Source organism: Xanthomonas hawaiiensis (genome assembly GCF_031834635.1).
Lineage (GTDB): Bacteria > Pseudomonadota > Gammaproteobacteria > Xanthomonadales > Xanthomonadaceae > Xanthomonas_A > Xanthomonas_A sacchari.
The window spans coordinates 1404913-1430215 of sequence record NZ_CP115873.1 but is presented as its reverse complement, the minus strand read 5'-3'; the positions used below and the strand labels follow the sequence as shown (position 1 = coordinate 1430215).

The 25303-nt window shown below is 68.7% G+C and carries 27 protein-coding genes and 1 tRNA gene; 6 read left to right on the top strand and 22 right to left on the bottom strand.

Annotated features, from left to right (window positions below; genetic code table 11):
- Positions 1 to 6: 6 nt before the first annotated feature.
- The 4 genes from PG878_RS06335 to PG878_RS06320 all read left to right on the top strand — a co-directional run bounded on the left by PG878_RS06335 (position 7) and on the right by PG878_RS06320 (position 4648).
- Positions 7 to 573 (top strand): Dps family protein, encoded by a 567-nt coding sequence (locus tag PG878_RS06335; protein ID WP_010344296.1) that lies wholly within the window; start codon positions 7 to 9, stop codon positions 571 to 573.
- Between the two features lie 401 nt (positions 574 to 974).
- Complete coding sequence (recQ, locus tag PG878_RS06330) at positions 975 to 2783, top strand: DNA helicase RecQ (protein ID WP_209029599.1); 1809 nt, start codon at positions 975 to 977, stop codon at positions 2781 to 2783.
- Positions 2784 to 2933: 150 nt separating this feature from the next.
- Complete coding sequence (locus PG878_RS06325; RefSeq protein WP_209029598.1) at positions 2934 to 3428, top strand: hypothetical protein; 495 nt, start codon at positions 2934 to 2936, stop codon at positions 3426 to 3428.
- 593 nt (positions 3429 to 4021) lie between these two features.
- Positions 4022 to 4648: a TetR/AcrR family transcriptional regulator gene (locus tag PG878_RS06320; RefSeq protein WP_209029597.1), complete on the top strand. Its 627-nt coding sequence runs from the start codon at positions 4022 to 4024 to the stop codon at positions 4646 to 4648.
- Positions 4649 to 4831: 183 nt separating this feature from the next.
- Here the strand turns inward: PG878_RS06320 and PG878_RS06315 are convergent, their stop codons facing one another.
- The gene (locus tag PG878_RS06315; protein WP_209029596.1) at positions 4832 to 5740 is read right to left on the bottom strand and encodes a LysR family transcriptional regulator ArgP; all 909 of its coding nucleotides are present in this window, start codon (positions 5738 to 5740) and stop codon (positions 4832 to 4834) included.
- 105 nt (positions 5741 to 5845) lie between these two features.
- Between PG878_RS06315 and PG878_RS06310 the strand changes: the two genes are divergently transcribed.
- On the top strand, positions 5846 to 6463 hold the full coding sequence (locus PG878_RS06310) for a LysE/ArgO family amino acid transporter (RefSeq protein WP_209029595.1): 618 nt from the start codon (positions 5846 to 5848) through the stop codon (positions 6461 to 6463).
- Between the two features lie 271 nt (positions 6464 to 6734).
- Here PG878_RS06310 and PG878_RS06305 read toward each other — a convergent pair whose 3' ends face one another.
- The 16 genes from PG878_RS06305 to PG878_RS06230 form a co-directional block, all read right to left on the bottom strand.
- Complete coding sequence (locus PG878_RS06305; protein ID WP_209029594.1) at positions 6735 to 7088, bottom strand: hypothetical protein; 354 nt, start codon at positions 7086 to 7088, stop codon at positions 6735 to 6737.
- 495 nt (positions 7089 to 7583) lie between these two features.
- Positions 7584 to 7659: transfer RNA gene (locus PG878_RS06300), tRNA-Lys, on the bottom strand.
- Positions 7660 to 7723: 64 nt separating this feature from the next.
- Positions 7724 to 8389 (bottom strand): 7-cyano-7-deazaguanine synthase QueC, encoded by a 666-nt coding sequence (gene queC, locus PG878_RS06295; protein WP_209029593.1) that lies wholly within the window; start codon positions 8387 to 8389, stop codon positions 7724 to 7726.
- Positions 8390 to 8572: 183 nt separating this feature from the next.
- Positions 8573 to 9250 (bottom strand): 7-carboxy-7-deazaguanine synthase QueE, encoded by a 678-nt coding sequence (gene queE / locus PG878_RS06290; protein WP_209029592.1) that lies wholly within the window; start codon positions 9248 to 9250, stop codon positions 8573 to 8575.
- Positions 9251 to 9296: 46 nt separating this feature from the next.
- Positions 9297 to 10124 carry a tol-pal system protein YbgF gene (ybgF, locus tag PG878_RS06285; protein WP_209029591.1) on the bottom strand — a complete coding sequence of 276 codons (828 nt, stop codon included), beginning with the start codon at positions 10122 to 10124 and terminating at the stop codon, positions 9297 to 9299.
- A gap of 6 nt (positions 10125 to 10130) precedes the next feature.
- Positions 10131 to 10649 carry a peptidoglycan-associated lipoprotein Pal gene (pal, locus tag PG878_RS06280; protein ID WP_010344309.1) on the bottom strand — a complete coding sequence of 173 codons (519 nt, stop codon included), beginning with the start codon at positions 10647 to 10649 and terminating at the stop codon, positions 10131 to 10133.
- A gap of 68 nt (positions 10650 to 10717) precedes the next feature.
- Positions 10718 to 12037: a Tol-Pal system beta propeller repeat protein TolB gene (gene tolB, locus PG878_RS06275; protein ID WP_010344310.1), complete on the bottom strand. Its 1320-nt coding sequence runs from the start codon at positions 12035 to 12037 to the stop codon at positions 10718 to 10720.
- Positions 12038 to 12208: 171 nt separating this feature from the next.
- On the bottom strand, positions 12209 to 13210 hold the full coding sequence (gene tolA, locus PG878_RS06270) for a cell envelope integrity protein TolA (protein ID WP_244672434.1): 1002 nt from the start codon (positions 13208 to 13210) through the stop codon (positions 12209 to 12211).
- A complete protein-coding gene (gene tolR, locus PG878_RS06265) occupies positions 13200 to 13637 on the bottom strand; it encodes a protein TolR (RefSeq protein WP_209029590.1) in 438 nt (145 codons plus the stop codon). The genes tolA and tolR overlap by 11 nt, the downstream gene beginning before the upstream one ends.
- Positions 13638 to 13674: 37 nt before the next feature.
- Positions 13675 to 14451, bottom strand: a complete 777-nt coding sequence (gene tolQ / locus PG878_RS06260; RefSeq protein ID WP_209029589.1) for a protein TolQ — start codon at positions 14449 to 14451, stop codon at positions 13675 to 13677.
- Positions 14448 to 14921, bottom strand: a complete 474-nt coding sequence (gene ybgC, locus PG878_RS06255; RefSeq protein WP_209029588.1) for a tol-pal system-associated acyl-CoA thioesterase — start codon at positions 14919 to 14921, stop codon at positions 14448 to 14450. The genes tolQ and ybgC overlap by 4 nt, the downstream gene beginning before the upstream one ends.
- A 39-nt stretch (positions 14922 to 14960) precedes the next feature.
- The gene (gene ruvB / locus PG878_RS06250; protein ID WP_209029587.1) at positions 14961 to 15998 is read right to left on the bottom strand and encodes a Holliday junction branch migration DNA helicase RuvB; all 1038 of its coding nucleotides are present in this window, start codon (positions 15996 to 15998) and stop codon (positions 14961 to 14963) included.
- Between the two features lie 183 nt (positions 15999 to 16181).
- The gene (locus PG878_RS06245) at positions 16182 to 18095 is read right to left on the bottom strand and encodes a potassium transporter Kup (protein WP_425510496.1); all 1914 of its coding nucleotides are present in this window, start codon (positions 18093 to 18095) and stop codon (positions 16182 to 16184) included.
- Between the two features lie 59 nt (positions 18096 to 18154).
- Entirely contained in the window at positions 18155 to 18739 is a 585-nt protein-coding gene (gene ruvA, locus PG878_RS06240; protein ID WP_017907444.1) for a Holliday junction branch migration protein RuvA, read from the bottom strand.
- A 124-nt stretch (positions 18740 to 18863) separates the two neighbouring features.
- Positions 18864 to 19466 (bottom strand): crossover junction endodeoxyribonuclease RuvC, encoded by a 603-nt coding sequence (gene ruvC, locus PG878_RS06235; protein WP_244672433.1) that lies wholly within the window; start codon positions 19464 to 19466, stop codon positions 18864 to 18866.
- 82 nt (positions 19467 to 19548) lie between these two features.
- Complete coding sequence (locus tag PG878_RS06230; RefSeq protein WP_010344319.1) at positions 19549 to 20283, bottom strand: YebC/PmpR family DNA-binding transcriptional regulator; 735 nt, start codon at positions 20281 to 20283, stop codon at positions 19549 to 19551.
- Between the two features lie 279 nt (positions 20284 to 20562).
- On the opposite strand from PG878_RS06230, the gene PG878_RS06225 reads away from it, so the two are divergent.
- Positions 20563 to 21465, top strand: coding sequence for a hypothetical protein (locus tag PG878_RS06225; protein WP_209029586.1), 903 nt, complete (start codon positions 20563 to 20565; stop codon positions 21463 to 21465).
- A gap of 94 nt (positions 21466 to 21559) precedes the next feature.
- On the opposite strand, the gene PG878_RS06220 is transcribed toward PG878_RS06225, so the two are convergent.
- The 5 genes from PG878_RS06220 to aspS all read right to left on the bottom strand — a co-directional run bounded on the left by PG878_RS06220 (position 21560) and on the right by aspS (position 25206).
- Positions 21560 to 22231, bottom strand: coding sequence for an esterase/lipase family protein (locus PG878_RS06220; protein WP_209029585.1), 672 nt, complete (start codon positions 22229 to 22231; stop codon positions 21560 to 21562).
- The gene (locus PG878_RS06215) at positions 22194 to 22505 is read right to left on the bottom strand and encodes an I78 family peptidase inhibitor (protein ID WP_244667391.1); all 312 of its coding nucleotides are present in this window, start codon (positions 22503 to 22505) and stop codon (positions 22194 to 22196) included. The genes PG878_RS06220 and PG878_RS06215 overlap by 38 nt, the downstream gene beginning before the upstream one ends.
- A gap of 97 nt (positions 22506 to 22602) precedes the next feature.
- Positions 22603 to 23121, bottom strand: coding sequence for a GNAT family N-acetyltransferase (locus PG878_RS06210; protein ID WP_209029584.1), 519 nt, complete (start codon positions 23119 to 23121; stop codon positions 22603 to 22605).
- A gap of 3 nt (positions 23122 to 23124) precedes the next feature.
- Positions 23125 to 23421 (bottom strand): DNA primase, encoded by a 297-nt coding sequence (locus PG878_RS06205; RefSeq protein WP_209029583.1) that lies wholly within the window; start codon positions 23419 to 23421, stop codon positions 23125 to 23127.
- 33 nt (positions 23422 to 23454) lie between these two features.
- Entirely contained in the window at positions 23455 to 25206 is a 1752-nt protein-coding gene (gene aspS / locus PG878_RS06200) for an aspartate--tRNA ligase (RefSeq protein ID WP_209029582.1), read from the bottom strand.
- Positions 25207 to 25303: the final 97 nt, after the last annotated feature.

Sequence of the window (25303 nt, the reverse complement as noted above, 5' to 3'; positions counted from 1 at the left end):
ACTCTCATGGCCAAGAACAAGACCCCCGGCAAGACCAAGAACGCCGCCAGCAAGGCCGTCGCCGGCCAGCCGCTGGCCGGGCTGGCGCCGTCCGCGCCCAACATCGATATCGGGATCGGCGGCGGCGATCGCAAGAAGATCGCCGACGGCCTGTCGCACTACATGGCCGACGCCTTCACCCTGTACCTGAAGACCCACAACTTCCACTGGAACGTGACCGGGTCGATGTTCAACTCGCTGCACCTGATGTTCGAGACCCAGTACACCGAGCAGTGGGCGGCGCTGGACGACGTCGCCGAGCGCATCCGCGCCCTGGGCTTCAACGCTCCCGGTTCGTACAAGGAATACGCGGCGCTGACCTCGATCCCGGAAGAGGAAGGCCTCAGCGACAGCGCCGACTGGCGCGAAATGGTGCGCCAGCTGGTGGTCGGCAACGAAGCGGTGTGCCGCACCGCGCGCAAGGTGCTCAAGACCGCCGACGACGCCGGCGACGACCCGTCGGTGGACCTGCTGACCCAGCGCCTGCAGACCCACGAGAAGTACGCCTGGATGCTGCGCTCGCTGCTGCAGTAAGCGGTGCCGCCCTGCCTGCCTGGCAGGCAGGGCGGACCAACCGGGGCGACGCTGTGCGCTGCGTCCCCCTGGATTGTGCGACTCGGCACGCCGACCGCTGCGTCGTCACGCCCGGCTCCCCTTGTAGGAGCGGCTTCAGCCGCGACGGGCCCTCATGACCAAGCCCCGTCGCGACTGACCCCGAAAGGAGACAGGCCGCTTCCACCGGAACCTGCGAGGCCCTAGCAGACTGTATTGTGGGAGGGACTTCAGTCCCGACGCCTTGCAAGGTCAGGCAGGCGAGCCGGGTTCGTCACGACCACAGGACCCTAAAGTCCTACCCAAAGCCGCGCGTTCGCCTGATACTCGCTTGCGGACTTCCGGAAGGCAAACGCCCTAGCGCGGCGCGGTATCCTACACAGATGTCTTCCCCCGCCCACGCCTTGCTCAGCCGCGTTTTCGGCTACGACCAGTTCCGCGGCCTGCAACAGGACATCGTCGAACACGTCGCCGCCGGCTACGACGCGCTGGTGCTGATGCCCACCGGCGGCGGCAAGTCGCTGTGCTACCAGATCCCCTCGCTGCTGCGCGACGGCACCGGCATCGTGATTTCGCCGCTGATCGCGCTGATGCAGGACCAGGTCGAGGCGCTGCGCCAGCTCGGCGTGCGTGCCGAATACCTCAACTCCACCCTGGACGGCGAGACCGCGCAGCGGGTCGAGCGCGATCTGCTGGCCGGCGAACTGGACCTGCTGTACGTCGCCCCGGAACGGCTGCTGACCCCGCGCTTCCTGTCGCTGATCGAGCGCAGCCGCATCGCCCTGTTCGCCATCGACGAGGCGCACTGCGTGTCGCAATGGGGCCACGACTTCCGCCCCGAGTACCGCCAGCTCACCGTCCTGCACGAGCGCTGGCCGCAGACCCCGCGCATCGCCCTCACCGCCACCGCCGACCCGCCGACCCAGCGCGAGATCGCCGAGCGCCTGGACCTGGCGCAGGCCCGCCATTTCGTCAGCTCCTTCGACCGCCCCAACATCCGCTACACCGTGGTGCAGAAGGACAACGCGCGGCGCCAGTTGCTGGACTTCCTGCGCGCGCACCGCGGCAGCGCCGGCATCGTCTACTGCATGTCGCGGCGCAAGGTCGAGGAAACCGCCGACTTCCTGGCCCGCGAGGGCCTCAACGCCCTGCCCTACCACGCCGGCCTGCCGGCCGAGGTACGCGCCGACAACCAGCGCCGCTTCCTGCGCGAGGACGGCATCGTGATGTGCGCCACCATCGCCTTCGGCATGGGCATCGACAAGCCCGACGTGCGCTTCGTCGCCCACACCGACCTGCCCAAGTCGCTGGAGGGCTACTACCAGGAGACCGGCCGCGCCGGCCGCGACGGCGAGGCCGCCGAGGCCTGGCTGTGCTACGGCCTGGGCGACGTGGTGCTGCTCAAGCAGATGATCGAGCAGGGCGAGGCCGGCGAAGAACGCAAGCGCGTGGAACGGCGCAAGCTCGACCAGTTGCTGGGCTACTGCGAATCGATGCAGTGCCGCCGTCAGGTGCTGCTGGCCGGCTTCGGCGAGACCTATCCGCAGCCCTGCGGCAACTGCGACAACTGCCTGCAGCCGGCCGACGCCTGGGACGCCACGGTCGCGGTGCAGAAGGCGCTGAGCTGCGTGTACCGCAGCGGCCAGCGCTTCGGCGTCGGCCACCTGATCGACATCCTGCGCGGCAACGAAGGCGAGAAGATCAAGCAGTTCGGCCACGACCAGCTCAGCACCTACGGCATCGGCAAGGACCTGGACGCGCGCGCCTGGCGCGGCGTGTTCCGGCAACTGGTCGCCACCGGCCTGCTGGAAGTGGACAGCGACGCCTACGGCGGCCTGCGCCTCACCGACGCCAGCCGCCAGGTGCTCAAGGGCGAACGCAAGATCATGATGCGCCGCGAACTGCCCAGCCGTGGCCGCGAACGCGGCGACCGCAGCGGCAGCCCGCGCACCGGGGTGCCGGTGCAGGCGCAGGACCTGCCCCTGTTCAACGCGCTGCGCGACCTGCGCGCCGGCCTGGCCAAGGAGCAGAACGTGCCGGCCTTCGTGATCTTCCACGACAGCACCTTGCGCAACATCGCCGAGCAGCGCCCGACCAGCCTGGACGAACTGGCGCGGGTCGGCGGAATCGGCGGCAGCAAGCTCGCGCGCTACGGCCAGCAACTGCTCGAGGTGGTGCACGCCCAGGGCTGAACGCGGGCATCGGCGTCCGCCGCGCTCGGGCGCCGCCGCGCGGCCGGCGACGCCGACAGGCCGGGTTCAACGTGGTATTGATAGCGTCAGCGTCATGGCGGGGCACTCCACCGACTCCGCCCGGCCCCTCTCTCTCCTGGCGGATGCCCGATGAACCGCAGCCTCCTTCTTCTCGCCTGCACCCTGCTCACCGGCCCCGCCCTGGCCCAGACCGCCGATGCCACCAGCGACAGCGAGGCCGCCAAGCGCAAGCTCGACCTGAGCGTCCCGCAGCAGCCGATCACCTATGCCGATCCCGGCACCAAGGCCGATCCGCCGGGCACCTACTACGGCGACACCAGCGGCACCTCCGCCTCGGCGCAGAAGGCCGCCGCCGCGCAGGCCCGCGCCGAGGCCCTGCAGGCGCAGGCGGACCGCTGCAACGGCGACGTGCACGGCAGCGTCGCCACCGGCATCGGCTATTCCACGCATGGCGGCAACAGCAACTACCAGGCCGCCAATCTGAATCTGTGCAAGACCTCCTACACCGACGATGGCAAGCCGCGGCAGATGGGCATCAGCATCAGCGTCGGCCGTGGCGACGGCCCGGTGTTCGGCCGCGGCTACTACCCCGGTGCCTACGGCCCGCCGCCGTTCGGCTGGTAAGCGCGGCGACGCGAGGGCGGCGCCAACAAGCCGCTCCCGCCACGGTCGAACCGATGCGCGTTACCTCGTAGGAGCGGCTTCAGCCGCGACCGGGCTTTCCCGTTAACGCCTCATCGCGCCTGAAGCCGCTCCTACCGCGCACGTCCCGAAGTGGTTGCCAAGCGCCCGCCGATCGACCGGCCGGGTGCGCACGCGGCCTGGAACTCTCCGGCAGCACGCCCCCCCTGTTCACGTCCTTAGTCGCAGCGCCCCGCGGTGCTTCATGTCGTGCCAGCGCCACGGAAACCGCCACGACCGAACTCGCGCTCTTCTGCACGCAGCCCCCTCCCCCGATCATGCCGCCATGCCTGTCCTGCTCATGGCGCGCGAAGCGTGCACCAGTGCCCGCATCCAGGAGTGGCGGCCGTCACGCGCGTGGCGACGAGATCGAACAACCCGCCGCCGCACGCGCCGCGGCAGCGCATCGCGTCTACAATCGCGCTGCACCGGCATCTGCACATGCGGCGGCGGCACGCGCTACAGCGTCCGCGCTGCGGACAGACGCCCGGCGGATATTCCCTTCATGTGGCATCGCTTCCCCCCGAGCCCACGCCATGTCCAACGTAGTCCGGCTGCACAGCGCCCGCGAACGCGAGCAGCGCCTGCACGATGACGTCCTCGATGCGGCCGAGCGCTGCATCGTCGAGAACGGCCTCGGCGCCACCACCTTCGAACTGATCGCTGGAACCGCCGACGTCCCTTGCAGCGCGGTGCGCCGGCAGTTCGACGACAAGCGCGGCCTGGTCCAGGCGTTGATGGAACGCGGCTACGAGCGCGCGATCCGCACGATGTGGCTGCTGCAACCGCCGCCGCACCAGGACGCGACCACGTTCATCGCCGGCGCATTGGAAGACTGGCTGGTGGCCGATGCCAACCAGCGCCGGCGGCGCCTGGACCTGGAGATGGACCTGGCCGCCGCACGCGATCCCGAACTGGCGCAGTACGCACGCCGGCTCAACGTCTCCCTGGTGCAGAACCTGGGCGACCTGCTGCGACGCATGCTGCGCGACCACGGCTGGAGCGGCGGCGAAACGGAGTTCCAGGCCCGCGTCTACGCGGTCGCGGCGATGTGCGGGGGCCTGCACCTGATGATGACCACCGGCGTGGAGCTCAACCGCATGCACCTGCAGTTGATCCTCAGCGAAAGCCTGGCCGGGATCTTCAGCACGGCACGCACCTGACGCCGTCCATCCGCCGCTCCTGCGTCCCGCCGATCGTCCATCCGCATCGACGCAGCGCCTGCTGCAGCCTGCCGACGCCGCCGTAGCGGACGGGGAGCGCCACGTTCCAGCCCGCAACGGCACGCAAGCGACGTCATCCCCGCAACGGCCATGACCGACGCGAGCAATCGTCGCGAGAATCGCTCAGGCAGGCGCTGCTGGCGCATGCATCTGCCCCGCCGCGTTGCGCAGCGCCTGACCGATGTGCTGCAGGGTGCTGGAACGTACCGCCACGTGCTGCCAGTACAGCGGTACGTCGAGCCAGCGCTGCGGGTCGACGACGACGATCTGCCGCTGCCGCAGCGCCGCCACCAGCATCTGCTCCGGCGCCAGACACCAGCCCAGGCCGCGCGCGGCCGCCTCGACGAAGCCGATGGAGGTCGGCAGGTAATGGATCGGCGGGTGCAAGCGCGCGCGGGTGATGCGGCGCACGAAGCGCGCCTGCAGCGCATCCTTGCGGTTATAGACCAGCATCGGGGCGCGGGCCAGCGCCGCGGCGTCCAGGCCATCGGCGAAGTGGCGGGCGAAGAAGGCCGGCGAGGCGATCGCCCGGTAGCGCATCGCACCCAGCGCCAGCACATTGCATCCTTGCAAGGCCTTGCCGACGGAGGTGACGGCGCCGAGCACCGCGCCACTGCGCAGCAGTTCCAGCGTGTGGTCCTGGTCGTCGACCCGGATGTCGAACAGATAGCCATGCGTGTCGTGCAAGGCCGCCAGCGCGTCCAGGAACCAGGTCTGCAGCGAATCGTCGTTGACCGCGATGGCGATGCTGCGGGCCGCCGCACTGCTGGCAGGCGCAGGCAGCAGGTCGGTCACCGCCTCGGCCTCCAGCACCTGCATCGGCCGCACGCTGCGCAGCAGGCGCTCGCCGGCAGGAGTCGGCCGGCAGGGGGCCTGGCGCACGATCAGCACCTGGCCGAGCCGGTCTTCCAGCGCCTTGATCCGCTGCGAGACCGCCGACGGCGTCAGCGCCAGGCGGCGCGCGGCGGCCTCGAAGCTGCCTTCTTCCAGCACGGCGGCGAAGGCGGACAGTTGGGGATGAAGCAGATCCATGGCAGCGAGGCAGATTAGAAATGCTTCACATCCTACAGAAAAATGAGTTTGGCTAATCACGGCCATGCGTGCAGCATGCTCGCCCCACCTACCAGGACATCGCGCATGTGGCTGCAAGCACTGTTGGCCGGCCTGGTCGCCGGCGCCAGCCTGATCGTCGCCATCGGCGCGCAGAACGCCTTCGTGCTGCGCCAGGGACTGCAACGTCGACATGTCGGCCTGGTCGTGGCCGTGTGCGCCGCCAGCGATATCGCGCTGATCGTCCTCGGCGTCTCCGGCATCGGTGCCGCGGCGGATGCCTGGCCCGGCGTGCTGCAGGCATTGCGCTTCGGCGGCGCGGCCTTCCTCGGTGCCTACGCGCTGCTGGCGGCACGACGTGCCTGGCGCGGCACGGGCGGCCTGCTGGCACAAGGCCAGGATCCGCAACGTTGGCAGCGCGTCCTGCTGACCTGCCTGGCCTTCACCTTCCTCAACCCGCATGTCTACCTGGACACCATGGTGCTGCTGGGCAGCCTCTCCACGCGCTACCCGGAACAACTGCGCTGGGCATTCGCGCTCGGCGCCTGCCTGGCCAGCGCGATCTGGTTCAGCAGCCTGGGCTACGGCGCGCGGCTGCTGCAGCCGGTGTTCCGCAAACCCGCCGCGTGGCGCCTGCTGGATGCGGCGGTCGCGCTGTTCATGCTGGGCTTGTGCCTCGCGTTGCTCCTGCAGCCTTTGGGGTAAGCGCTCGGGAGCGTTGACCACCGACACAGCACGACTCTGCGCCGATGCAACTACGCCGAGGTCCAAGGCCGCCAGGCACTGCCAGCATCGCCCACTGCGGATCGCCCTGCGCTTCAAGACGGCGAGGGCAAACTCGACCCGACCGATGATGGCGCGGGTGCAGGCGCTTCAGCCGCCCGCGCCGGCGCGCATCAGACGTCAGCAACAAAAAACCCCGGCGCGTGGCCGGGGTTTGGATGGTACTGATCGTGGCGACGCCTACGGCGTCGGGTCAGTCCCAGAAGTTGTTGTAGTCGCGCGCCTTCTTGTCTGGCGCCTGGGAGCTGACCAGTTCGCAGTCGGTCGAGACCGGCGGGTGATCGGCGTCGATTGAGCGGCAGGCGAACGTCGCCAAGTCTCCGGTCTTCGCACCCGTGGCAGGTACGCGGGCACCACCTTTCAGGGTGGTGCCTTCGGCGCTCACGGCGACCACGGTCCCGACGATCTGCGGCCGCATGTCATCGTCCGGCAGGCTCGCAATCGTGAGTTGCTTGCGCACGACCACATAGCGGCCGGATTGGGCGGCGTGCACCGGCACGGAAAGAACCGCCAGGACGGCGGCAAGAATCAAAACGTTCGATCGCACAGCAAATTCCCCTGTAGACAGCTTCTAGCATAGCAATGCAACAGCGCATTCAGATGCCCGATGCGCCCGGTTTCGGTTGGCGGCTCCGGGCATCTGCAGCTGACGTGGCCGGCGATCCGACACTGACAGACGCATGCAGCGGCCTCGCGATCGGTGCAGCCAGAAGATCGCACACGTATCGCAAACGAAAGCCGCGACAGGCGTCCGAACCGCAGCTTCGACAGCGAACGGCAGCACTCGACGAAACGCTCGATCACGGAGAGCGTGATCGCCGCGGGCGACCGCGTTGCGCTGAACGGCGCTGCATGAAGCATCTGGGCAGCTCACATGTGGATGAGAGAACCCGGGCTGGTCAAAGACAGAGGCGAGGTGGCAAGGCGACGACTGCGGTGCCGATCGACCGTGTGACCAGCGGAATCGCCGTCGTTTTCGAGAGAGTTTTCAGGAGCTGGCGGAAAAAACCAGCAAAGGCGACGCCTAACTCTTTGAGATCACTGGTGGGCCGTGATGGATTCGAACCATCGACCAAAAGATTAAAAGTCTTCTGCTCTACCGACTGAGCTAACGGCCCAAAACAAGACCCCGGCGTTGCACCGGGGCGCGTAGTCTACCCCAGCACGGGGCGTTTCGCGAAATCAGGCGTAGCGGGTCGGGTCGGCGACGCCGGCATCGGCGAAGCCGGCCGCGCGCAGGCGGCAGGCGTCGCAGTGGCCGCAGGCGCGGCCGGCGTCGTCGGCGCGGTAGCAGGACACGGTCAGGCCGAAATCCACGCCCAGGCGCACGCCTTCGCGCACGATGTCGGCCTTGCTCATGTGCTGCAGCGGCGCGTGCACGCGCAGCCCGGCGCCCTCCACCCCGGCCTTGGTCGCCAGGTTGGCCAGGGTCTGGAACGCGTCGATGAACTCGGGGCGGCAATCGGGATAGCCGGAATAGTCCACCGCGTTGACCCCGCAGAAGATGTCGACCGCGCCCAGCACCTCGGCCCAGCCCAGCGCCACCGACAGCATGATGGTGTTGCGCGCAGGCACGTAGGTGACCGGGATGCCGTCGCCGCCGGCGTCCGGCACCTCGATGTCATCGGTCAGCGCGGAGCCGCCGATGCTGCGCAGGTCGACGTTGACGGTCTTGTGCGCCACCGCGCCGAGCGCCGAGGCGACGCGCGCGGCGGCATCCAGTTCGGAGGTGTGGCGCTGACCGTAGCGCACGCTCAAGGCATGCACGGCGAAGCCCTGCGCACGGGCAATGGCGACGACGACGGCGGAGTCCATGCCACCGGAGAGAAGGACGACGGCGTTTTTCATCTGGGTGCCGGGAGTGGGGAATGGGGATACGGGAATGGGAAGAGCGTAGCAGCCAGCCTGGACCGGGAAGGTCGAAGATCTTCGGGAAGCGAAAGCGGGTCAGGTAGCGCCACGCCTAACGTGCGGCGCCTTGCCGATTCCCGTTTCCCCATTCCCGATTCCCAGTTGCGCGCAAGCGCGCAACTACCGGCCAGGCTCGTCGTTCCACAGCAGCTTGTGCAACTGCATCTGGAACCGCACCGGCAGGCGGTCGGCGACGATCCAGTCGGCCAGGTCGCGCGCGGTCAGTTCGCTCTTGCTCGGCGAAAACCAGACCGTGCAGCGGGTGTCCAGCTGGTGTTCGGCGACCACGGTGCGCGCCCACTCGTAATCGGCGCGGCCGCACAGGACGAACTTGATCTGGTCGCGCGCGGTCAGCAGCGGCAGGTTCTCCCAGCGGTTGCGGTGCGCTTCCTGCGACGCCGGGGTCTTGATGTCGAGTACCCGCGACACGCGCGGGTCGACCTCAGCGATGTCCAGCGCGCCCGAGGTCTCCAGCGACACGTCGTAGCCGGCGTCGCACAGGCGCTGCAGCAGCTGCAGGCAGCGCTTCTGCGCCAGCGGTTCGCCGCCGGTGACGCAGACATGGCGCACGCCATGGCGCGCCACCTCGTCGAGGATCGCGTCGATGTCCCACCACTGCCCGCCATGGAAGGCGTAGGCGGTGTCGCAGTAGCTGCAGCGCAGGGGGCAGCCGGTCAGGCGCACGAACACGGTCGGCCAGCCGGCACTCTCCGCCTCGCCCTGCAGCGACAGGAAAATCTCCGTCAGCTTCAGGCGGGGCAGCGGGCTTTGGACGATATCGCTGGGAACGGCGGCCATGGCGGGAGAAGAGTGCTCCCGCGACGGCGGCGGCAGCGTTAGGGGCTCAGCGCAGTTGCTGGCCGAGACGGATCGACTGCAGGCGGTCCTGCGCGGTCCGCGCGGCATCGGAGCCAGGATACTTCGCGCCGACCTGTTGCAGGGTCTGCTCGGCGTCCTGGACGCGGCCTTCGCCGTACTGGGACAGACCCAGCTTGAGCAGCGCACCGGGCGCCTTGTCGTGGGTCGGGTAGCGGCCGATCAGATCCTGGAACTGGGCCTCGGCCAACTGGAAGTTCTTGGTGGCGTAGTAGCTCTCGCCGAGCCAGTACAGCGCGTTCGGCGCATACACGCCGTTCGGGTAGGCCTGCAGGAAGGCCTGGAACAGGTTTGCCGAGTCGGCGTACTTGCCCGCCTTCAGGGCATCGAAGGCGACATTGTAGGCGGCACGCTCGTCGCCGGCGGCAGCCAGGGTGCCGGCGTCGCCGTGCACCGACGGCGGCGGCTCGGCAACGGCGGACGGCTTGCCTGCAGGCGCGGCCGGCGCAGCAGCCGGTGCGGCGCCATTGGCCGGCGGCAACGGCGGCGTCGCCCCTGCCCCTGCACCATTCTCGAGCCGGCCCACGCGGCCATCCAGGTCCAGATACTGGTCCTTGATCTGCTGCTTGAGCTGGTCGTTGCTGTGCTGCAGTTGTTCGATCGTGGCCTCCATCGACTGCATCTGCGTCCGCAGCTGATTGAGCTGGTTCAGCATGTCGGTGTTGGCCTGGGTATTCATGGCCTGCTGCTCGAGCGCGGAAACGCGGTCGGCCAGGCTTGCGCGCTGCGCATGAGCCGGCGCGGCGGCCACGAGGGCCGCCGCGACGATCATCGATGTAAGGACACCGATACGCATCTTTTCTTACTGCGCCGTGTAGACGATCTCGACGCGACGGTTCTGCGACCAGCAGGACTCGTTCGACTCGGTGCAGACCGGACGCTCTTCGCCGTAGCTGACGACGGTCAGCTGCGCAGCCGAGCCACCGTTGGCCTGCAGCGCCGAGGACACGGCGTTGGCACGACGCTCGCCCAGGCCCATGTTGTACTCGCGCGAACCGCGCTCGTCGGTGTTGCCCTGCAGGGTGATGCGCGAGGACGGACGGTCACGCAGGTACTTGGCGTGGCAGGCCATGATCGCCTGGAACTCCGGCTTCACGGTGTCCTTGTCCAGGTCGAAGTAGACCACGCGCTGACGCAGGCAGGAATCGGTATCCAGGTCGCCCGGGCCATACAGACCGGAGGTCGACGGGCCGGTCGGGGCGGTGGTACCGGTGGTGCCGGTGGTGTCGGTCTGGGGCTGTTCCTTGACCTTCTTGGCGCAGCCGGCCAGAGCTGCAACGGACAACAGCGAAACAAGCAGAACGCGGGTGGTCTTGTTCATGGGGATACCTTGTGGCTCCTGGGCCGATGAGGGGTTCAACAGCGAAATATTAACACCAAACTTACATGTCAACGTGCGGTGCGATACGGCGACCAGGACGGCTCGCGCACGTCGCCATCGGCGAGCACCAGACGCTGCCGCACGCGGGCATCGGCCGAGACCGCGTACAGCACGCCACGGCCGCCTTCACGCGCCGCATACAGCACCATGCTGGCGTTGGGGGCGAAGCTCGGCGACTCGTCCAGCGAGCCGGTCGACAGCGTGCTCCAGCGCGGCGAACCCAGGCTGCGGTCCATCATCGCGATCTTGTAGGTGTTGCCGCTGCCCTGGGCCACGACCAGCTTGTTGCCGTCGAAGGACACGCTCGGGGTCGCGTTGTAGTTGCCCTGGAAGGTGATGCGGGTGGCGCTGCCGCCGGTGGCCGGGACCTGGTAGATCTGCGGGCGGCCGCTGCGGTCGGAGGTGAAGTAGATGCTGTTGCCGTCCGGCGCCCAGGTCGGCTCGGTGTCGATGCCGAAGTGGTTGGTCAGTTGGGTCAGCTGCTTGCTGCCCAGGTCCATCACGTAGATCTCCGGGTTGCCGCTGCGCGACAGCGCCAGTGCCAGCTTCTTGCCGTCCGGGGAGAACGACGGGGCGCCGTTGATGCCGCGGAAGCTGGAGACCAGCTGGCGCGCACCGGTGGCGATGTCCTGGATGTAGATCGACGAGTTGCCGCGCTCGAAGCTCACGTAGGCCAGCTTCTTGCCGTCCGGGCTCCAGTTCGGCGACAGCAGCGGCTCGGCCGAACGGACGATGGTCTGCGGGTTGTAGCCGTCGGAGTCGGCCACCATCAGCGCATAGCGCATCGCCCCGCCCTTGCCGCTGGCGGTGACGTAGGCGATGCGGGTCCAGAACGCGCCGCGTACGCCGGTGATCTTTTCGTAGATGGCATCGGCCATCTGGTGGGCGACGTCGCGCATGGCGTTGGCGCGGGCGGTCATCGCCAGGCCGAGCATGCGCTCGCCCTTGCCCACGTCGAACAGTTCGTACTCGACGCGGTAGGCGCCTTCGCCGGCGTCCATCACCCGGCCGACGACCAGGTAGCTCTGCTTCAGCGCACGCCAGGTGGCGAACTGCACCTCGCTGCCGCGGGTCGGCCGCTCCACGATCTGCGACTCGGGCAGGTTGCGGAACTGGCCTGAGCGATCCAGATCGGCGCGCACCACGGCGGCGACGTCGGTGCTCGGCGGGGTCGCCGAGCCCTGGTACGGCATCGGCACCACGGTGATCGGGGTCGCCGAGGCATTGCCGCCGACGATGTCGATTTCCAGGCCCTTGTCCTGCGCGGACGCGGCAAGCGGCAACAACAGGGCGGTGAGAACGGCAAGCCAGCGCGGCAGTTTCTTCATGGGTCGCTCAGCAGGATCGGAAAGGCGCAAGAGATAGCAATGCGCGGGTGAACGTATTCGCAATCATGAACCATCGCCATGTGAAGCCGATGGCAGGACGCTCTCCATTATCGCCCATCGCCTGCCCGGTGGAGGGCCGCTCGCGCGCTGACGCAGCGGCCGCCTCCGGGGTCATTGATCCTGGGCGGTGAAGTTGAAGGTCAAATTACGGGAGAACACGGTCTCGAAGCCGCGATAGGGCAACGGCTGGGCGCGCAGCACCGCGGCCTCGATCGAGCGGCGACCGGCCTCGTCGTAAGGACAGTCGGGGCTGACCTTGGCCTGCATGACCTGCCCACCGGGGATCTGCGTGATCGAGATCTTGCACTTCTGCCCCAGCGGCACCGAATCCGGGCGCACCCACTGGCTCAGCACCGCCTGCTGGATCGCCGCGGCGTACTTGGCCTGCAGGTCGGTGTTGGTGCCGTTCTGGCCCGGCGCCTGCTGCGGCGTGGTGGCCGCGGCCGCCGATGCCTTCTTGGCGTTCAAGTCGGCGATCTGCTGCAGCTTCTGCTGGGCCAACTGGGCCTCGCGCTCCAGCTTCTCGCGCTGCTTGCGGATGTCGGCGATCTTCTTCTGCCGCTCCTCCTCCTGCTGCGCGGCCAGGCGCTGCTTCTGCTCGGCCTCCTGCTGGCGCTTCTGCTCGGTCAGGTCGATCTGTTCCTGGCGGCGCTTGGCCTCCTGCTCCTGCTTCTCCTTTTCCTGGGAGATCGCGGTGCGGGTGGCGCGGTCCTGGTCGACCTTGTCGGGCACCGGGACGAAGTCCTGGGCCTTCTGCTGCTGCGGGGTCGGCGCCTGCTGCGGCTTGGGCGTGGGCAGCGGCTGCGGTGGCGGCACCGTGTCTTCCTCGGCGACGTCCTTGACCGGTTCGGGCAGCGGCTCGGGCAAGGGCTTGGGCGCGTCCTTCACCGCCTTCTGCGCCGAGCGCACGTCGGCGGCCGAGACCACCAGCGAGGCCTCGACCATCGGCGAACCGGCGGCGGGTTCGACCTGGCGCACCGGCGACCACCACCAAGCCAGGAAGAACAGCAACGCGATCAGCACATGCACCAGCAACGCCAGGGCGACCCCGAAGATCAGCCCCTTGTCGTCGCCGCGCTGCTGCGGCGGGCGGGAATCGGCTTCAGCGTGCATTGTTTCCGGGCTGACTCATCAGGCCGACCTTGGGCACGCCGGCCTGCTGCAGCAGGACCATGGTGTCCATGACCAGTTGATAGTTCGAGGTGCCGGGCGCGGCGACGAACACCGGCACGTCCTTGTTCTGGCCGACGAAGGCTCGGATCTTTGCGTCAAGTTCTGCCTTCCCGATCTTCTCCGGCTTGCCGTCCTGCAGGGTCAGCGTGTACTGGCCCTGGGCATCGACGGTGACGATCACCGGGTCCTTCTTGCTCTCCACCGAGCGCGCGGTGGAATCGGGCAGGTCCACGTCCACGCTCAGGCTGAGCAAGGGCGCGGTGACCATGAAGATGATCAGCAGCACCAGCATCACGTCGATGTACGGCACGACGTTGATCTCGGACTTGAGCTTGCGGCGCTTGCGGCGGGAAATGGCGGCAGTCATGCGGGAATCCTGGGAGTCGTGGGCAGGCGGGCGACGCTCAGTCGCCGCTGGCCTGGCGCTGCAGGATGGAGCTGAACTCTTCGGAGAAGGTCTCGAAGCGCACGGCCAGGCGCTCGACCCGGGTGGTGAAGCGGTTGTAGGCCCACACCGCCGGGATCGCCACGAACAGGCCGATGGCGGTGGCGAACAGCGCTTCGGAGATGCCCGGCGCGACCGCGGCGATGCCCGCCTGCTGGCCGCTGTTGATCATGTCGTGCATGGTCACCATGATGCCGAACACGGTGCCGACCAGGCCCACGTAGGGCGCGGTCGAGCCGATGTTGGCGAGCAATTCCAGGTTGCGCTCCAGGCGGTCGACCTCGCGCGCATAGGTGGCGCGCATCGCCCGCTGCGCGCCTTCCAACTGGATGCGCGCATCGAGCCGGCGCTTGTCGCGCAGGCGGGTGAATTCGCGGAACCCGGCCTCGAAGATCGCCTCCAACCCGCCGACCACGCGATTGCGGTCGGTGGCGCCGGCGTAGAGCTTGCTCAGGTCGGTGCCGGACCAGAAGCGGTTCTCGAAGTCGTCGGCCTCGCGGTTGGCGGTTTTGAACACCTTGCCCTTGCGGAAGATGATGACCCAACTGATCAGCGAGCCGAGCAGCAGCAGCAACACGATCACCTTGACCGGCAGGCTGGCCTTGACCATCAGGTCCAGGTAGTTGATGCCGCCATGGGCAGCGGTGCTGGCGACGGCCTGGGTGGCGGTCTGGGTCACGTCCTGCGGCAGCGCCTCCACCACCGTGTCCTGCAGGGCCAGGAGCAATGCGATCATCCGTCGTTCCTCAGTAATTCGGCTTCAGTGATTTCAAGAACTTTCAATGCATCGTGCAGCGCGTCGTCCATGCCGCGCGGGCGGAAGCTGCCGGCGCTGAGCGCCGCCACCCGCACCTGCGCCCGCAACAGCAGCTCCCCGTCGTCGCGGCGGATCGACTGCGCGAACACCAGGCTGGCGCGCTTGCAGTGCGACAGCGCGACGCCGACCTGCAGGGAATCGTCCAGGCGTGCCGGGCGCAGGAAGTCGAGCTGCATCGCCCGCACCGCGAACACCAGATCGTGTTGCAGGCGCAGACGCTCCTGACCATACCCCAGCGCCCGCAACCACTCCGTGCGCGCCCGCTCCAGGAAGGCCACGTAGCGCGCGTGGTAGACCACGCCACCGGCGTCGGTATCTTCCCAGTAGACGCGTGTCGGCCAACTGAATAGCCGGGAATCGGGAACAGGGAATGGGGAATCGGCAGTCAAGAGCGGCGCTCCTGTCGGTAGCTGGTCAACCAGAACATCCTAGAACAGCGCCCCCGATTCCCCATTCCCGATTCCCAGTTCCCGGTGCTTGGGCTGCAAGCCCAAGTGCAGATAGGCCTTGTTGGTGGCCATGCGGCCGCGGGCGGTGCGGATCAGGTAGCCCTGCTGGATCAGGTAGGGCTCGATCACGTCCTCCAGGGTCCCGCGCTCCTCCGACAGGGAGGCGGCCAGCGACTCGACGCCGACCGGGCCGCCGTCGAAGTACTCGATGATGGTGTGCAGCATGCGCCGGTCCAGCTCGTCGAAGCCCTCGGCGTCGACCTTGAGCATCTGCGTGGCGGCCTGCGCCACCGCCAGGTCGATCTGCCCGCCGGCGCGGACCTGGGCGAAGTCGCGGACCCGCCGCAGCAGGCGGTTGGCGATGCGCGGGGTGCCGCGCGCGCGGCGCGCGATCTCGGCGCAGCCGTCGGCGTTGCAGGCGATGCCGAGGATGCTGGCGGAGCGGCGCACGATCTGCGCCAGTTCCTCCGGGGTGTAGAACGCCAGGCGCTGGACGATGCCGAAGCGGTCGCGCAAGGGCGCGGTCAGCAGGCCGGCGCGGGTGGTGGCGCCGATCAGGGTGAATGGCGGCAGGTCGATCTTGATCGAGCGCGCGGCCGGGCCCTCGCCGATCATGATGTCGATCTGGAAGTCTTCCATCGCCGGGTACAGCACTTCCTCGACCACCGGCGACAGGCGGTGGATCTCGTCGATGAACAGCACGTCGTGCGGCTGCAGGTTGGTCAGCAGCGCGGCCAGGTCGCCGGCCTTCTCGATCACCGGGCCGGAGGTGACCCGCAGGTTCACCCCCAGCTCGTTGGCGATGACGTGGCTGAGCGTGGTCTTGCCCAGGCCCGGCGGCCCGAAGATCAGCACATGGTCCATCGCCTCCCCACGCGCCTTGGCCGCCTCGATGTAGATCGACAGCTGCTCGCGCACCGGCTGCTGGCCGAGGTAGTCGTCCAGCCGCTTGGGGCGGATGCTGGCCTCGGCGACCTCATCCTCGCGGGTGGCGCTGCTGGCGATGATGCGGTCCATGGAAAGCCGGGATGGGGGAATCGGGAATGGGGAATCGAGCGGACAATAGTAGCGGTTGGTGGCGGGGCTGGCGCCTATTTTTGAGGTCGCCGCCGAGTTTTCAGGCCGAACGCCGTTGCCGTCGCCTTTCCCTATTCCCCATTCCCGCTTCCCCATTCCCAAGGCCGCGACGCCGTCGCGGCCTCAGATCTCCACCTGCGCGCCCAGTTCCACCAGGCGGTTGCCGGGGATGCGGAAGAAGCCGGTGGCGGGGGCGGCGTTGCGGTGCATGACCGCGAACAGCTTGTCGCGCCAGATCGGCATGCCGCGGTTGGCGCTGGCCACGATGGTCTCGCGGCTGGCGAAATAGGTGGTGTCCATGGGGTCGAAGTAGATCCCGCCCTGGTCGCAGGAGCGCATCAGCGCCAGCGGCACGTCCGGGGTCTCCATGAAGCCGAAGCGCACGTACACGCGGTAGAACTCGTCGCCGATCGCGTCGATCTTCAAGCGCTGCCCGGCCGCCGCGTACGGCACTTGGAGGGTTTCGACGGTCAGGAACACGTTGCGCTCGTGCAGCACCTTGTTGTGCTTGAGGTTGTGCATCAGCGCGTGCGGCACCACCATCGGGTCGGCGGTCAGGAACACCGCGGTGCCGGGCACGCGCACCGGCGGCGCCAGCATCAGCCCAGGCAGGAAGGTGTCGAGCTTGATGCCGTCCTTGCGGATCTCGTCGTGCAGCAGCTTGCGGCCGCGGCGCCAGGTGCGCATCAGGGTGAACAGGATCAGGCCCAGCAGCAGCGGGAACCAGGCGCCGTCCAGGAACTTGATGATGTTGGCGTAGAAGAACGCGCAGTCCACGGCCAGGAACACCAGCGCGAACAGCCACAGCAGCGGCGCCGGCACGCGTGGGTTGGCGCGCGCGTAGATGATCATCAGCACGGTGGTGATCAGCATGGTGCCGGTGACCGAGACGCCATAGGCAGTGGCCAGCGAGGTCGAGTCGCCGAAGCCGATCACCGCCACCACCACCAGCGCCAGCAGGCACCAGTTCACCGCCGGCACGTAGATCTGGCCGATGGTGGAGTGCGAGGTGTGGCGGATGTGCATGCGCGGGATGTAGCCCAGCTGCATGGCCTGGCTGGCCACCGAATAGGCACCGGTGATCAGCGCCTGCGAGGCGATCACCGTGGCCGCGGTGGCCAGCACGATCATCGGGTACAGCGCCCACTCCGGCACCGCCTCGTAGAACGGATTGCTGACCGCGGCCGGGTCGCGCAGCACCAGCGCGCCCTGCCCCAGGTAGGTCAGGGTCAGCATCGGCAGCACCAGAAAATTCCACGAGCGGCGGATCGCCTTGGCGCCGAAATGGCCCATGTCCGCATACAGCGCCTCGCCGCCGGTCACCGCCAGCACCACCGCGCCGAGCACGAACACCGCATGCCAGTTGTGTTCGGCGAAGAAGCGCACGCCCCACCAGGGGTTCAGCGCGTGCAGCACTTCCGGCGCCCGCGTCATGTTGTAGATGCCGATCGCGCCCAGCGCCAAGAACCAGACCAGGGTGATCGGGCCGAATGCCTTGCCGACCCGCTCGGTGCCGTAGCGCTGGGCCATGAACAGCATCCCCAGCACCACCAGGGTGATCGGCACCACGAACGGTTCCAGCTTGGGCGCGGCCACCTCCAGGCCTTCCACCGCCGACAGCACCGAGATGGCCGGGGTGATGACGCCGTCGCCGAAGAACAGCGAGGCGCCGAAGATGCCGAGGATGCCGACCACGTACATCGAGCGCGAGCCGCCCGGCAGGGTCCGCTGCGCCAGCGCGGTCAGCGCCATGATGCCGCCCTCGCCGTCGTTGTCGGCGCGCATGATCACGGTGACGTACTTGAGCGTGACCACCAGCATCAGCGCCCAGAACACCAGCGACAGGATGCCCAGCACGGTGTCGTGGTCCGGGCTCAGCCCGTAGTGCGGCGAGAACGCCTCCTTGAGCGTGTACAGCGGGCTGGTGCCGATGTCGCCGAAGACCACGCCGATGGCGGTCAGCATCACCCCCAGGCCCGGTTTGGCATGCGGATCGTGGCTGCCCGGGCGGGCGGCGGAACTGGAGGAGCTGGACATGGTGGGAAGAGTAGCGCCAGAACGTGAAGAAAGAGCGGGGATCCGAGCCGACCGGGCGGTCAGCGCAGCGCCGCCTGCAGGGCCTTGCGGATCACCGTGGCGACCTCGTCGCCATCAGCGGCGGCGTCGCGCGCCATCTTCGCCGCCTCGGCCGGCTTGTAGCCGAGCTGCTGCAGCGCCACCGTGGCCTCGGAGACCGCGTCGGTGCCCAGTTGCCCGGTGATCGGCGCACCGCCGCTGAAGTCGGCCGCGCGGTCGCGCAATTCCACCACCATGCGCTCGGCGGTCTTCTTGCCGATGCCGGGGATGCGGGTCAGCGCGGTGACGTCGGCGGCGGTGATCAGCCGCGCGAACTCGTCGACGCTGACCCCGGACAGCACCGCCAGCGCGATCTTCGCGCCGATCCCGCTGACCCGCTGCACGTCGCGGAACAGGCGCCGCTCGCCCTCGCGCAGGAAGCCGTACAGCGACACGCTGTCTTCCTTCTGCGCATAGTGGGTGAACAGAATGACGTCGCGGCCGACGTCGGGCAGGTCGTAGAAGGTGCTCATCGGCGCCTCCAGCTCATACCCCACCCCGCCCACGTCGATCACCAGCCACGGCGGCTGCTTGTAGGCCAGGATCCCGCGCAGACGGCCGATCACTTGGCGCCTCGTGCGAGGCGCCGGGAATGGGGAATGGGGAATGGGGAATGGGAAAAGCGGGGGGCCGCTTCGCCGCTTCTGCTGTTCCGATTCCCGATTCCCGACTCTCGATTCCCGGCCTTTGTCATTTTCTACTCCACGCCTGCTGCGTGCTGACGCCCAGGCGCTGCGCGGTGGCGCGCACGTGGGCATGGGTGATGGCGACGGCCAGTGCGTCGGCGGCGTCGGCCTGAAGTTTGCCGGTCAGGCTCAGCATGAGACCGACCATGTGTTGCACCTGTTGTTTCTCCGCCGCGCCCTTGCCGACGACGGCGAGCTTGATCTCTTTTGCCGCGTACTCGTGCACCGGCAGTTCGCGCAGCACCGCCGCGCAGATCGCCGCGCCGCGGGCATGGCCGAGCTTCAGCGCCGCGTCGGCGCTCTTGCCCATGAACACGCGTTCGATCGCCACTTCCTGCGGCCGGTACTCTTCGATCAGCGCGTCCAGCCCGTGCAGCAGGCGCTTGAGCCGCAGCGCGAAGTCGCCCTCGCCCAGCAGCACCAGCGGCGCGTGGTGCACGTGGCGGGTACGGCCGGCCGCATCCACGTCGATGATGCCCACGCCGGTGCGCTGCGAGCCGGGGTCGATGCCGAGGATGCGCGTGGTGGTGGAGCCGGGATTGGGGATTCGGGAATCGGGAATCGGGGAAGCAGCGCCCGTGCGCGCAGAGATGCCCGTGGCAGCCATCGACGTCTGCGATGCCTCCGGCACCGGCACGGCGCCGTTCCGGGTTCCGGGTCTTGGGCCCCGGGCCCCGGGTTTCATGGTCTCAGCCCCCGTCACTCAGCGCGGCCTGGTCCACGTTGGAATAGACGTTCTGTACGTCGTCCAGGTCTTCCAGCATGTCCAGCAGCTTGCGCACCTGCACCGCGGTGTCGCCGTCCACGGCGATGTCGTTGTCGGCGCGGAAGGTGATTTCGGCGTGGTCGGCGGCCAGGCCGGCCGCGTCCATGGCATCCTTGACCGCCTGGAACGCCTCCGGCGCGGTCAGCACGTCGATCGCGCCGTCCTCGGGGTAGACCACGATGTCGTCGGCGCCGGCCTCGATCGCCGCCTCGGTGATCTTCTCCTCGTCGGCGCCGGCGGCGAAGCTGAGCACGCCCAGGCGCTTGAACATGAAGGCCACCGAGCCGTCGGTGCCCATGTTGCCGCCGCACTTGCTGAAGGCATGGCGCACGTCGGCCACGGTGCGCACGCGGTTGTCGGTCAGGCAATCGACGATCACCGCCACCCCGCCCGGGGCATAGCCCTCGTAGCGCACTTCCTCGTACTCCACGCCTTCCAGTTCGCCGGTGGCCTTCTTGATCGCGCGCTCGATCACGTCCTTGGACATGTTCGAGGCCAGCCCCTTGTCCATCGCCACGCGCAGCCGCGGGTTGTTGGACGGATCGCCGCCGCCGGCGCGCGCGGCGACGCCGATCTCGCGAATGATCTTGGTGAAAATCTTGCCGCGCTTCGCATCGGATGCGTTCTTGCGGGCTTCGATCGAGGGGCCTCTACCCATGGGGCGTTCCGGACAGTTGTAAGGACAAGGCGCGGATTTTACCTGATGCAGCGCACATCCCGCGGCCCAGGCGGGCCGATGACCGCGGCCGCGCGTGCGTCCCGCTCCCTGCGGCGGCGCCCGCTCGGGCGCGCGCCGGCCCGTGGTGGCCGTCAAGGCTTGGCAGGCTGTCTACCCCGGCGCGCGGGCTGCCGCCAAGACTGTGACGCCCCACCGGGACGCTGAACGCGCCGGTCGCGCCGGTCGCGCCAGCGTTCCATCGCACCGAAGGAGATCCTCATGTCCCGCAACATCCCCGCCCACACCCGCGTCCTGTCGCTGGCCCTGCGCTGCCTGGGCCTGGCCGCCCTCGCCGCCCCGGGCCTGGCCAGCGCCCAGACCGATGCCTTCCGGGGACGCTACAGCGCCGGCGCCAGCACCTATGCGATCAGCGGCCAGGAACCCCGCGCAGCCGGCAAGTACCCGGTGTACGTGCATATCGGCGGCACCGGCGAGAACTATCAGAGCAATTGGGCGATGGCCGCGGTGAATGCCGCCGCGGCCAAGGGCTTCGTGGCCGCCTCGGTGGAGTACGACAACGCCAGCTTCGGCAGCTGCGGCGTCATCGGCAACCGCGCCAAGGCCATCTTCGATGCGCAGAATCTCAACAGCGCCATCGCCCAGCTCTGCGCCCGCGACAAGGCCGACTGCTCCAAGGGCGTGGTGACCGGCGGCCTCAGCCAGGGCTCGATCATCTCGGTGCTGGCGCACGACTACGATCCCCGGGTCGCCGCCTCGTTCGGCCAGGGCACCGGCACGACCTACACCGCCTACTACAACCTGGCGTCCTGCGTCGCCGACGGCAACCACAGCCTGCCGTCCGATCGCCTGCGCATCATCAACGGCGAGCGCGACATGTTCGTCGGCGGCACCGAGAACATCGCCCGCACGCAGGCGCAACTGGTCACCGGCCTGCGCTGCGACGGGCAGCAGTCGTGCTTCCGCAGCAACGGCAGCGGCTGGTACGTCGTCAAGGACCGCGAGGTGCAGGACCTCTACGCCGACCATTGCTTCATGGGCTTCGGCGGCTATCCGGGCACCCAGTGCGCAGGCGTGCTGGTCGACGGCAACTACCGCAGCGGCACCGCCGCCTGGGCGCTCAACCCCACGCTGGACTGGCTGAAGACCTTCGTGACGCCCTGAGCGACGCCATCGCACCGTGCCGGCGCCAAGTGAGTCGTGGCATACACCGCGACGCGGCGCCGGCCGACGCAGGCCGCTCGATATCGCGACCAGCTCAGGCAGCGAAGCGGCCATCGCGCAGGAACGCGGCGGTCTGCCGCGCGGCCTCCATCGAGAACAGCAGGCCGCTGTGGCTGGCGCGGACCTGGCAGTGATCGCCCAGGCCGGGCACGCGGGTCTCGGCCAGCGCCACACTGCCGTCGGACTCCGGGCCGAGCGCGGCAAAGCGCGCGCCGAGGCCGCGGGCCACCGTACCGGCGATCATGCCGACCTCGGCCACCCCATCCCAACGCACCACGCCCTGCTGCAACAGCGCCGCGCTGCGACCCAGCGCCCGCCCGAGCCGCCGTTGCGCCAGGGCGCGCGCGGCGGCACTGCCGGCCAAGGGGCTGCCCAGGCACACCACCCGGGTCACCGGCAGCGCCGGCGCCTGCTGCAAGGCCTGCAACGCGATCAGGCCACCAAGGCTATGCCCGACCAGCGCCACCGGACCTGCAGCGGCCATACGTTCGATACGGGCATGCAGCCGTGGCAGCGCGGCCTCGGCACCGCCGAACGCGGTCGAATAGCCGAAGCTGGCGACGCGCCAGCCCTCGCGGCGCAGGCGCAACGCCAGCGGCAGCAGCCACGGCCGCGCGTTCCAGATGCCATGCAGCAACAACACCTGCGGCGCGGCGGCCACGTGCGGCTCAACCGCAGGTGGTGCGGACGATGTGATTGCTGCCATCCAGGAACACGTTGAGCCGGTCCAGGCGCAGGTCGCGGGTGACCGCCTGGCCCGGCGCGATCGGCCGCACCACACCGGCCCCGCTTTCCTTCCAGACCCGGCTCATGGTCGCCTGGGTGGCCTCCTGGCCCACCGCCCAGGCCACGGCCTCGACGTTGCAGCGGCCATCGCCCTGCACGCTCGGCCCGCCACTGGCCGGCTGCAACTTCGCCGGCGGCGCGCACGCGGCCAGCAGCGGCAACACGGCGGCGACTCCCATCCACGGTCGGAACATGGCGCGCTCTCCTCAAGCTGGACAGGCCAGCACTGTAGCGCGCGCTCGTTGCCGCTGTGTCGACGCGGCATGCCCGGACGACGTCCGGCGGCAGGCGTCAGTCCGCGCGCGGCGGCCGACGCAGGATGAATTCGAGATCGCGCACCTGCCCCACCGGGAACTCGTAGGTGCCGACCTTCTCGAAGCCATGGCGCGCGTAGAAACGCTGCGCGCCCAGGTTCTCCGACCAGACGCCGACCCACAGGGTGCGCGGGCCGTCGCGCTCCAGCCAGGCCAGAGCGGTGTCGAACAGGCGGCCGCCCCAGCCGCCGTTCTGGTGCGCGCGCAGCAGGTACAGCCGCTTCAGTTCGCCGTCTCCGGGTGTCACCTCGGGATGCGGCAGGCCGCAGGGGCCGGCGGCGGCGTGTCCCACCACCGCGCCGTCATGCTCGACCAGCCAGATCGCGTAGTCCGGATGCGCCAGCACCACCTGCGCGCGCTCGATCGAATAGGCCTCCTCGAGGAAGGCCTGCAGGTCCTGCGCAGGGTAGAGATGGCCGAAGGTTTCGCAGAAGGTGGCCGTGGCGATGCGGGTGACCGCCGCGGCATCGTCCGGCGTGGCGCGGCGAATCAGCACGGCTCAGCGCGCCGGATGCGCGGCGTCGGCGTCGGCCTCTTCGCCGTCGTCCTCGTCGTCACCTTCTTCCTCGTCCTCTTCTTCCTCGTCGTCTTCCTCGTACTCGTAATCGTCCTCGCCGAAGTCCTCGCCGTCCCAACGGCCTTCCGGGTCCGGTACGAACGCCAGCGGTGCGTTGGCGCCGCTGCCGGCGCGCACCAGCCAGCCGCCGAACACGCGCGCGCGCTGGGTGACGATAGCGTCCACTGCGCCCTCGTTGCCGAGGGTTTCCCACTCCAGATTGAATGCGGTCTCGCTCATGTGTCGGCCTGCGCTACGGTTGGAAGAAAGGGATCACTGCGCCTGCGGGCGCACCTGTACGTGCACTTCGGCCAGCTGCGCGTCGGCGATCGGCGACGGTGCATCGGTCATCAGGTCCTGCGCGCCGGTGGTCTTGGGGAACGGGATCACGTCGCGGATCGACTCGGTGCCGGCCATCAGCGCGGCGATGCGGTCGATGCCGAAGGCGATGCCGCCGTGCGGCGGCGCGCCGTAGTTCAGCGCGTCCAGCAGGAAGCCGAACTTGGCGCGCGCTTCCTCGGCACCGATGCCGAGCAGTTCGAACACCGCGCTCTGCATGTCCGGGCGGTGGATACGAATCGAACCGCCGCCGATCTCGTTGCCGTTGAGCACCATGTCGTAGCCGCGCGACACCGCGGTCTTGGCGTGGGTGCGCAGTTCCGCGATGTCGTCCACGGCCGGCGCAGTGAACGGATGATGCAGGGCCACGTAGCGCTGCGCCTCCTCGTCCCACTCGAACATCGGGAAATCGGTGACCCACAGCGGACGCCAGCCGTCGGCGACCAGATTGAAATCCTTGCCGGCCTTCAGGCGCAGCGCGCCCATGAAGTCGGAGACCTTGCCGTAGGCGCCGGCGCCGAAGAACACGATGTCGCCGTTGCCGGCACCGACGTGGGCGAGCAGCGCGGCGAAGGCGGCCTCGCCGAAGAATTTCTGGATCGGCGAGCTGATCTCGCCGCTGTCGGCGATCTTGACGTAGGCCAGGCCCTTGGCGCCGTACTTGGCGGCGTGCGCGGCGTATTCGTCGATCTGCTTGCGCGAGAGGCTGGCGCCGCCGGGAATGCGCAGCGCGGCGACGCGGCCGTCGGGATCGGCGGCCGCGGCGCTGAACACCGCGAAGTCGCTGTCCTTGACCAGCTCGGCGACGTCGGTCAGCTCCAGCGCGATGCGCAGGTCCGGCTTGTCCGAACCGTAGCGGCGCATGGCCTCGGCCCAGGTCATGCGCGGGAATTCGGCGGCCAGGTCGACGTCGACCACCTCCTTGAAGATGGCGCGGACCATCGCCTCGACGAAGTCCTGCACGTCGCGCTCGCGCACGAAGGCGAACTCCATGTCGAGCTGGGTGAACTCGAGCTGGCGGTCGGCGCGCAGCGCCTCGTCGCGGAAGCAGCGCGCGATCTGGTAGTAGCGGTCGAAGCCGGCCACCATCAGGATCTGCTTGAACAGCTGCGGCGACTGCGGCAGCGCGTAGAACTCGCCCGGGTGCATGCGCGCCGGCACCAGGAAGTCGCGCGCGCCTTCCGGGGTGGCCTTGGTCAGGATCGGGGTCTCGATGTCCTGGAAGCCGCGCTCGTCCAGGTAACGGCGCAGCGCCTGCACCAGCTTGATGCGGGTGCGCTGCATGCGCTGCATCTCGGGGCGGCGCAGGTCCAGATACCGGTACTTCAGGCGGGTTTCCTCGCCCGGGTTCTCGTGCGCGTGGAACGGCAGCGGCGCGGCCTTGTTAAGCACGGTGATGGCGGTGGCGATCACCTCGACCTTGCCGCTGCGCAGCTTGTCGTTGACCGCATGCCGCGCGCGCACCACGCCCTCGACCTGCAGCACGTCCTCGTAACCGAGGCTGGCGGCGACCTTGAACACGTCTGCGTTCTCCGGCTCCACCATCACCTGCACGATGCCTTCGTGATCGCGCAGGTCGATGAAGCACACGCCGCCGAGGTTGCGGGCCACGTCGGTCCAGCCGGCCAGGGTGACGGTTTGGCCGATCAGGGTCTCGTCGACCAGGCCGCAGAAGTGGGTACGCATCGCTAGCTCCAAACAGGGGGCGGCCGGCGCAGAAGGCGCCGGCAAGCCCGGTATTCTGCGGCGGCGCGTCGGCCCGGGCAAATCGCGCATGACTCAT